This window comes from Clavibacter lycopersici (assembly GCF_003576405.1).
Taxonomy (GTDB): Bacteria; Actinomycetota; Actinomycetes; order Actinomycetales; family Microbacteriaceae; genus Clavibacter; species Clavibacter lycopersici.
The window spans coordinates 1-9002 of sequence record NZ_QWGT01000114.1; the positions used below are offsets into that span (position 1 = coordinate 1).

General features: G+C 72.7%; 9 protein-coding genes. 6 read left to right on the top strand and 3 right to left on the bottom strand.

The window, feature by feature from the left end:
* The 3 genes from DZG00_RS08975 to DZG00_RS08985 all read right to left on the bottom strand — a co-directional run.
* Positions 1-529: dihydrofolate reductase family protein (locus DZG00_RS08975; RefSeq protein ID WP_119455548.1), on the bottom strand; the 529-nt coding region annotated here is incomplete at its 3' end.
* Positions 526-966: a SufE family protein gene (locus DZG00_RS08980; protein WP_119381186.1), complete on the bottom strand. Its 441-nt coding sequence runs from the start codon at positions 964-966 to the stop codon at positions 526-528. The genes DZG00_RS08980 and DZG00_RS08975, both read right to left, overlap by 4 nt.
* Complete coding sequence (locus DZG00_RS08985; protein ID WP_119381187.1) at positions 963-1874, bottom strand: sulfurtransferase; 912 nt, start codon at positions 1872-1874, stop codon at positions 963-965. The genes DZG00_RS08980 and DZG00_RS08985 overlap by 4 nt, the downstream gene beginning before the upstream one ends.
* Before the next feature lie 168 nt (positions 1875-2042).
* Between DZG00_RS08985 and zapE the strand changes: the two genes are divergently transcribed.
* From zapE to DZG00_RS09015, 6 genes are all read left to right on the top strand, one after another.
* A complete protein-coding gene (gene zapE, locus DZG00_RS08990) occupies positions 2043-3107 on the top strand; it encodes a cell division protein ZapE (protein ID WP_119381188.1) in 1065 nt (354 codons plus the stop codon).
* 251 nt (positions 3108-3358) lie between these two features.
* Positions 3359-4645, top strand: coding sequence for an ammonium transporter (locus DZG00_RS08995; protein WP_119381189.1), 1287 nt, complete (start codon positions 3359-3361; stop codon positions 4643-4645).
* A gap of 231 nt (positions 4646-4876) precedes the next feature.
* Positions 4877-5716, top strand: a complete 840-nt coding sequence (locus tag DZG00_RS09000) for an aldo/keto reductase (RefSeq protein WP_119381190.1) — start codon at positions 4877-4879, stop codon at positions 5714-5716.
* Between the two features lie 196 nt (positions 5717-5912).
* On the top strand, positions 5913-6344 hold the full coding sequence (locus DZG00_RS09005; RefSeq protein WP_119381191.1) for a winged helix DNA-binding protein: 432 nt from the start codon (positions 5913-5915) through the stop codon (positions 6342-6344).
* A gap of 47 nt (positions 6345-6391) precedes the next feature.
* Positions 6392-7207, top strand: a complete 816-nt coding sequence (locus DZG00_RS09010) for a putative protein N(5)-glutamine methyltransferase (RefSeq protein WP_375342497.1) — start codon at positions 6392-6394, stop codon at positions 7205-7207.
* A 135-nt stretch (positions 7208-7342) separates the two neighbouring features.
* A complete protein-coding gene (locus DZG00_RS09015; RefSeq protein ID WP_119382612.1) occupies positions 7343-8653 on the top strand; it encodes an endo-1,4-beta-xylanase in 1311 nt (436 codons plus the stop codon).
* The last annotated feature ends 349 nt before the right edge of the window (positions 8654-9002 follow it).

Here is a 9002-nt window from a genome sequence, read left to right on the forward strand (position 1 = left end):
TCAGGCCGTGGCCGCGCAGGGCGTCGATGACGTCGTGGCCGCCGAGCCGCCCGTCGGCCGCGGCGCCCAGCGGGACGGACACGATCTCGGCCGGCGCTCCTCCGAGCGTCGCGAGGGCCCGGTCGCGCGCCTCGGGCGGGCAGAGGACGAGGAGACGGCCCGCAGCGGCGTCCGGGTCGAAGCGGTGCCCCTCCAGGTCGCCGGATGAGGTCGCGACGGCCAGCGGCGTGCGGCGGGGGAGGACGTACCGCTCCGCGCGCACCGTGCCGGCGCCCACGAGCACGACGTCGGCGAGCTCGCGGATGACGCCGAGGATCCGCCGGTCGACCGCGCTGCTGAGGCTGTCCGACGACCCGTCGGCGCCGATCACGCTGCCGTCGACCGACGCAACGAAGTTCAGGCGCACGTGGTCGGCGGACGGCGGTCGGTAGAGATCCTCCAGCCACTCCCTGGTGCCCTCGTCGTCCAGCCCGCGGGCGTCGGCCGCCTCGCCCGCCGCCGGGACGGGGACGGCCCGCGCGATCCTCATCCGGCGAGCCGCTCGCGCACCTGCCGCTTGACCCGCCCGAGCATCGCGGTCATGCCGCGCATGCGCAGCGGCGAGACGGCGGCGTCGAGGCCGATGGTGGACGGGTAGTCGTCCGGCACCGCGAGCACCTCGTCGGCCGGGAGCCCGTCGAGGCCCTGCGCGAGGATCGAGGCGAACCCGCGGCTGGTCGGCGCCTCGGCGGGCGCCTGCGCGTGCACGTGCACGTCGCCGTCGACGACCTCCACGAACATGAACACCGGCGACTGGCACTCCTCCACCCGCTCCAGGAGGTCCGGGTGCTCGGCGTACCGCGCGGGCAGCGCGGGCAGCTCGTTGCTGAAGTCGAGCAGGAGGAGGAGCCGGTCGCGCTGCTCGAGCGCGAGGAAGTCGTCGCGGATCTCGGCGAGCGCCGCGGGCAGCTCGGGGGATCCGGTCATCGGGCGGGCAGCTCCCCGGGCTCGGCGCCCTGGACGATGGGGACGCGCACGGCGGAGCCCCACTCGGTCCAGGAACCGTCGTAGTTGCGGACGCCCTCGAAGCCCAGCAGGTGCGTGAGCACGAACCACGTGTGGCTCGAGCGCTCGCCGATGCGGCAGAGGACCACGACGTCGTCGCCGTCGCCCAGGCCCGCGCCCTCGCGGTAGACGGCGTCGAGCTCGGCGCGGCTCTTGAAGGAGCCGTCCTCGGCCGCGGCCCTGGCCCACGGCACGTTGCGCGAGGTGGGGATGTGGCCGGCGCGGAGCGAGCCCTCCTCCGGGTACGCGGGCGCCGTCGTGCGCTGGCCCGTGTACTCCTCAGGGCTGCGGACGTCGATGAGGGGGTTGCCGAGGTGCGCGAGCACGTCGTCCTTGAACGCGCGGATCTCCTCGTCGCGGCGCTCGACGACGGGGTACTCGACGGGGGTGACCTCGGGTCGGTCGGTCGTGATCGGGCGGCCCTCGGCGATCCACTTGTCGCGGCCGCCGTCGAGCAGGCGCACGTCCTCGTGGCCGAAGAGCGTGAAGACCCACAGGGCGTAGGCCGCCCACCAGTTGCTCTTGTCGCCGTAGATGACGACCGTGCTGTCGCGTGCGATGCCGCGCTCGGACATGAGACGTGCGAAGCGCTCGCCGTCGACGTAGTCGCGCTGCACGGGGTCGTTGAGGTCGGTGTGCCAGTCGAGCTTGACCGCGCCGGGGATGTGGCCGGTCTCGTAGAGCAGCACGTCCTCGTCGGACTCGACGACCACGAGGCCGGGGGTCAGGGCGCCGTCGGCGAGGCGCTCCTGGAGCCAGTCGCCGCCGACGAGGCGCTCCGGGTGGGCGTACTCGGCGAACCTGGGGGTGGTGTCCGGCTCGACGGCCATGGGGCTCTCCTGATCTCGCGGCCGCGGGGGCCGCGCTGGTGGGACGCGGATTAGTCTGGTGGGTGTTCCGCGGGCGCCAGGCGCCGCGCGTCGACCACCATCCACGGTAACGGTTCGCGCTGCGCGAGACCTTCCCGATACCGCCACATGACAGCCGGAGACCCACCTGTGACGAACGCCGACATCGGATCCCGGAGCCACGACGCGGAGGGCACGGGGCCCGGCGCCCTCGTCGGCCGCTCGCCGAGCATCACCGGCGCCGAGATCGCCGCGCACCTCGTGCCGCCGCGGCAGTTCGACGAGGCGCGGTTCGACACATACCGGCCCGACCCGGAGTACGACACGCAGGCGCAGGCGGTCGAGGTGCTCCGAGCCTTCTCGGGCGACCGCGCCGGGTCCCGCGGGGGCCTCTTCTCACGCAGGAAGGCGCCCGCCCTGAAGCCCGGCGTCTACCTCGACGGCGGGTTCGGCGTCGGCAAGACCCACCTCCTGGCGTCGCTCTGGCACGCCATGCCGGGACCCAAGTACTTCGGCACCTTCATCGAGTACACGGCGCTCGTCGGGGCGCTCGGCTACCAGGGCGCCGTCGGGATCCTCCGCGGCGCGACGCTCGTGGCCATCGACGAGTTCGAGCTCGACGACCCGGGCGACACGATGATGATGACGCGCCTGCTGTCCGACCTGGTGGCCGACGGCACCCGCATCGCCGCGACCAGCAACACGCCCCCGAACGCCCTCGGGGAGGGGCGCTTCGCCGCGGCCGACTTCCTGCGCGAGATCCAGGCGATGAGCGACCGCTTCGACACCATCCGCATCGACGGGCTCGACTACCGCCGCCGCGCCTTCGAGGGCCACGCGATCACGGTGGGCGACGACGACCTCGACGCGCGGGCCGACGCCGCGCAGGCCGGCGGCCGGTTCGTGACCGTCGACGCCTTCCCCGAGCTGGTCGCGCACCTCTCGCGCCTGCACCCCTCCAAGTACGTCAAGGTGATCGAGGGCGTGGACGCGATCGCGCTCCGCGACGTCACCCAGCTGCAGGGCCAGACCGACGCCCTCCGCTTCGTCGCGTTCGTCGACCGCGTGTACGACGCGCAGATCCCGCTGCTCGCGTCGGGCACGCCGTTCGACGAGGCGTTCTCGGCCGAGATGCTCTCCGGCGGCTACCGCAAGAAGTACCTGCGCGCGATCTCGCGGCTCATCTCGCTCACCGCGGCCGGGCGCGACCTCTAGCCCACGGCCCTCCGGCGTGCCTGGATCGGGGGCCGTCCCGGGCGTCCCCGCCGCCCGCGGAAACACGATGTTCACACGGGCTCCACGCGTGTAACGCGCCGGAAACACGTCCGGCGAGCCCGCGAAACGTCGTCCCCGGACACTGGACGGGTACCCGGCATCCGGCTCGCGCCGAACCTCCCGACCACACGGGCGGCAGCTCGCCTTCGTCCGGTCCGACCCCCTGCACGATCTACGAGAGGTGAAACACCATGGATCAAGGCAACACCGCCTTCCTCCTGATCGCCGCGGCGCTGGTCCTCCTGATGACGCCGGGTCTGGCGTTCTTCTACGGTGGGCTCGTCAAGGCCAAGAGCGTCATCAGCATGATGATGATGAGCTTCGGGGCCATGGGCCTCATCGGGCTCCTCTGGGTCCTGTACGGCTACGCCATCGCGTTCGGCAACGGCCCCGACGGCGCAGCGGGCAACCCGCGCTTCGTCGGCATCGACGGCGTCCTCGGCATCGACCTCGGCCAGCTCGGCCTCGGCGACGCGTACACGGCGGCCCTCGGCGACCAGACGTCGGCGTACCCGACGCTCGCCTTCGCCGCCTTCCAGGCCACGTTCGCGATCATCACGGTCGCCCTCATCTCCGGCGCCATCGCCGACCGCGCGAAGTTCGGCGCGTGGATGGTCTTCGCGGGCGTCTGGGCCACGGTCGTCTACTTCCCCGTCGCCAGCTGGGTCTTCAACTTCACGGTCGCCGACGGATCCACCGTCGACGGCGGCTGGATCGCCTACAACGTCGGCGCCATCGACTTCGCGGGCGGCACGGCGGTCCACATCAACGCGGGTGCCGCGGCGCTCGCCCTCTCGCTCGTCCTCGGCAAGCGCGTCGGGTTCGCCAAGGGCATGCACGTGCCGCACAACCCGCCGTTCGTGCTCCTCGGCGCCGGTCTCCTCTGGTTCGGCTGGTTCGGCTTCAACGCCGGCTCCGAGCTCGCGGCCGACGGCATCGCGGCCATCGCGTTCCTCAACACCATCGCCGCCCCGGCCGCCGCCATCCTCGGCTGGCTCGTGGTGGAGAAGATCCGCGACGGCAAGCCCACCTCGGTGGGCGCCGCCTCCGGCGCGGTCGCGGGCCTCGTCGCCATCACCCCGGCGTGCGCCGCGCTCTCGCCGACCTGGGCGATCGTCCTCGGCCTCATCGCCGGCGCCGTGTGCGCCGTCGCCATCGAGCTGAAGTTCAAGCTCGGCTTCGACGACTCGCTCGACGTGGTGGGCATCCACCTCATCGGCGGCCTCATCGGGACGCTCTACATCGGCTTCTTCGCCACGGAGGTCGGCCTCGTCTACTCGGGCTCGCTCGAGCAGCTCGGCAAGCAGGCCCTCGCCGCCTTCGCGGTGCTGATCTACTCCTTCGTGCTCTCGTACGTCATCGGCATGATCATCCAGAAGACCATGGGCTTCCGGGTGAGGAACGAGGACGAGATCGCGGGCATCGACACGATCGTCCACGGCGAGGAGGGCTACGTGCTGGAGACCTCCGGCCGCTGATCCGCTCGACCGATCGACCACGACGGGCGCCGCACCTCGCGAGAGGGCGGCGCCCGTCCGTCGTGTCGCGGGCGTGACCCGGAGCATCCGCGTGTTCGCGCAGGGCGGAGCGGCCGTGCCCGCACGACGCCCGGGTGCGGGCCGGGCGTACGGTGGATCCTGGCGGTGAGGCGCGCACGACGACGCCTCCCTCCTCCGACGTGACCATCGAGACGAAGAAGACGAGAGCACATGGCATCCCCCCTCATCACCCTGAACAACGGCGTCACCATCCCGCAGCTGGGCTTCGGCGTCTTCCAGACCCCGCCGGCCGAGACGCAGCAGGCCGTCGAGCGCGCGTTCGAGGCCGGCTACCGCCACATCGACACCGCCGCCGGCTACTACAACGAGGAGGGCGTGGGCGCCGCCATCAAGGCGACGGGCATCCCGCGCGAGGAGCTCTTCATCACCACCAAGCTCCGCAACGGCGACCAGGGCGCGGACAGCGCCCGCAGCGCCTTCGAGGACAGCCGCCGGAAGCTCGGCGTCGACGCGGTGGACCTCTACCTCATCCACTGGCCCTACCCGAAGCACGGTCTCTACGTCGAGACGTGGAAGACCTTCGAGGCGCTGCACGCCGAGGGCCTGATCCGCGCGATCGGCGTCTCCAACTTCCTCCCGGAGCACCTGGAGAAGCTGGCGGCCGAGACCGACGTCGTGCCCGCGGTCAACCAGATCGAGGTGCACCCCACGTTCCAGCAGCACGACCTGTCCACCTTCTCGGTGGAGCGCGGCATCGAGGTCGAGGCGTACAGCCCGCTCGGCCAGGGCGCCGACCTCGAGTCGGAGATCGTCACGCGCCTCGCGAAGGCGCACGACGCCACCCCCGCGCAGATCGTGCTCACGTGGCACCTCGCACAGGGCCGCATCGTGATCCCCAAGTCGGTGACGCCGGAGCGCATCGTGGCCAACTTCCAGAGCATCGAGGTCGAGCTCTCGGTCGAGGAGCTCGCGGAGATCGACACCCTCGAGTCCGGCACGCGCCTCGGCGCCGACCCCGCGACGGCGGACTTCACGCAGTTCCCGTCCTGATCCACGCGCCGGGACACCGGCACGACGACGCCCGCCCGGCTGCACGCCGCGGCGGGCGTCGTCGCGTCCGGGCCCCTCGCCGCGCCGCACTCGTCCGCGGAGGTCGGGGAGGGCTAGCGTGAGCCCCACGACGCTCCCTCGGGCCGGAGGCCCGAGCCCCGGTCCCGCCGGAGCGCGGCCCACCGTCAGGAGCACAGTGACCGACCCCACCGTCCCGCACGCCCGCCTCGCCGACGCGCTCAGCTCGGTGTCGGAGCGCATCGACACATCCGTCGACGCGAGCTGGGACGGGCTCACCGGCGTCCAGATCCTCATCCTCCGTCGGCTCTCCGGCACCGAGAGGATGGACCGGGCGTCGCTCGCGCTCGACACGCGGACGGCACGCGCCGCCACGGTGCCGAGCCTCGCGTCGCTCATGCAGAAGGGCTTCGTGCTGGAGTCCGAGGACCCCGTCGGGTCCTACCTGCACCTCTCCGACGGGGGCCGGGAACTGCTCCTCGGGGTCCGAGCGGCGCGCGCCGAGTGGCTGGAGCAGGCGGCACAGCAGGCGCGGCCGCCGGTGCACGGCGACGACCTCCTGCGCGCCGCGGCGCTGCTGGAGCACCTCGGCTCGACGGAGCGCATCTGAGCAGGCACGTCGGCGTCCGCGGGAGCGAGGGTGATCTGGTCGCGCGCCTGCGGGCCGCCGGCTGCGTCTTCGCGGAGGAGGAGGCGGCGCTGCTCGTCGCGGAGGCGGCGGACCGCCATCCCGATGCGGTCGCCGACGACGGGGGAGGCGCCCGCGCGGCGGAGCTCGAGGCGATGACGGCGGCTCGCGTCGACGGGGAGCCCCTCGAGACCGTGCTCGGCTGGGCCGCGTTCGCCGGCCGTCGGATCGTCGTGCTGCCCGGGGTCTTCGTGCCGCGCCGCCGGACCGAGCGGCTCGCCCGGGCGGCCGTCGCCACGGCGCGGGCCGCCGTCGATCCGGTCGTCGTCGACCTGTGCTGCGGATCCGGCGCCATCGCCGCCGTGCTCGCGGACGACGCACCCGGCGCGACCGTGCACGCGGCCGACGTGGACCCGGTCGCGGTCTCCTGCGCCGCCCGCAACCTCGAGCCGCGCGGCGTCGAGGTGCACCGCGGGGACCTGTTCGACGCCCTGCCCGGCGACCTGCGCGGCCGGATCGACGTCCTCGTCGCCAACGTGCCCTACGTGCCGCACGGCGAGCTCGCCCTCATGCCGCCCGAGGCGCGCGTGCACGAGCCGGAGGCGACGCGCGACGGCGGATCCGACGGGCTCGACGTCCTCCGGCGCGTGGCGCGCGGCAGCGGCTCCTGGCTCGCTCCCGACGGGCTGCTCCTCGTCGAGGTCGCGGACGCGCAGCTCGACGCCGCCCTCGACGCGCTCGCAGCCGCCGGCCTCGAGGCGCGAGCCGACGCGTCCGCAGCCCCCGCCGACGACACGGACGAGGACGACGGCACCCGGGTCGTGACCGGCCGACGCCGGCGCTGAGCGACCGGCCCGAGACGCCGTGCCAGGCGACGCGCCGACGGTCGGCGACCTCGTTGCCTCCTGTCCACAACCCGCTCGACGCGCGGACGGACCTCCCTAGGGTCGCGGTGTCCCATCCACGCACGAGAGGCACCAGTGACCCCCACCCCATCCCGTCCCACCCCGTCCCGTCCCGACGCGTCCGTCCCCCCGACGCCGTCCCTCCCGATCCGCGGCCTCCGCCGTCGCCCCCGTCGCGGTCTCGCCGCCCTCGCGTCGACCGCGGCCCTCGTCACCGCCGTCGCCGTCGGCGTCCCGGCCGGTTCCGCATCCGCCGCCGCGCCCAGCACGCCCGTCCCCGGCATGCAGGTGCCCGCGCTCAAGGACGTCCTCGGCGACGCCGGCATCGAGCACGTCGGCGTCGCGATGGGCAGCGGAGAGGTGCAGGGCACCTCGGCCGACCTCATCGCCCGCCACTTCAACGCCATGACCCCGGAGAACGAGGGCAAGGCCGACGCCATCCAACCCGTCGAGGGCCGGTTCGACTTCAGCGGCATCGACGAGCTCCTCGACTTCGCCGACGCCCACGCCATGGAGATGTACTTCCACGTCGACTTCTGGATGCCGCAGACCCCCGCCTGGTTCTTCCTCGACCACGGCCGGCCGCTCACCAACAGCCCGGCCGACCAGGCGCTGCTCAAGGCGCGCATGGAGGCCCATGTCAAGGCGATCGCCGACCACATCGCGTCCCGCTACCCGGACGGGAACAGCCCCATCTGGGCCATGGACGTCGTGAACGAGGTCATCGACGACGGCCCCAACGGCAACCCGCACCACATGAAGGACACGCGCTGGTTCCAGGTGCTGGGCGAGGGCTTCGTCGACGAGGGCTTCCAGCTCGCGGCGAAGTACTTCCCGGGCGTGAAGCTCTTCATCAACGAGTACAACACCGACGTGCCGAGCAAGCGCGCCGACTACCTCGGCCTGATCTCCGACCTCCTCCAGCGGAACATCCCGATCATGGGCGTATCGCATCAGAGCCACGTCGGGATCAACAGCTCCATCGAGGAGCTGCGCACGTCGATCACGGCGGTGAAGGCGCTCGACCCGGACCTCCTCGAGGCGATCTCCGAGCTCGACGTCGGCGCCTCGCAGGCGGCCGCGACCGGAGACAGCCAGAATCGGGCGCACACGGAGCCGATCTACTCGGACCCGGACGACACGGCCGCGGCCGTGGGCTGGTTCTACAAGGACCTGTTCACGATGATCCGGCAGGAGGCCGGCGACCTCGACTCGGTCACCTTCTGGGGATCGGACAACTCGCGCACGTGGCTGCACAGCCCCGCGATCGGCCAGCCGTGGGAGCTGCCGCTCCCGTTCGGCGACCACCAGGAGGCCATGCCGGCGTACTGGGGCATCGTGGACCCGAGCCTGCTCCCGCCGCGCCCGCCGCTGCCGAAGGCCTGATCCGCAGGTCCATCCGACCACGATCGCGACGCGGCCCTCGTCCTCTCCTCAGAGGACGGGGGCCGCGTCGCGTTCGTTGCCACACACAACAAAGGTTTTCGAATACCTTGCCCCCCGTAGGGGAGGGTGCCTACGGTTCGGGCATCCGACATCGACGTCGGACCACATGAGAGGTGTTCGACGATGAGCATTCCCCGCACCAGCCCGTCCGCGTCCGCGGACGCCAGCCCCCCTCGCCCGGACCGCAGCAGGTCCGCCGGCGGCCGCACCCCCGGCACCCGTCACGTCCGCCGCCGGGGGATCGCCGTCCTCACCGCGCTCGGCCTCGTCGCGGGTGCGGGCGCCATCG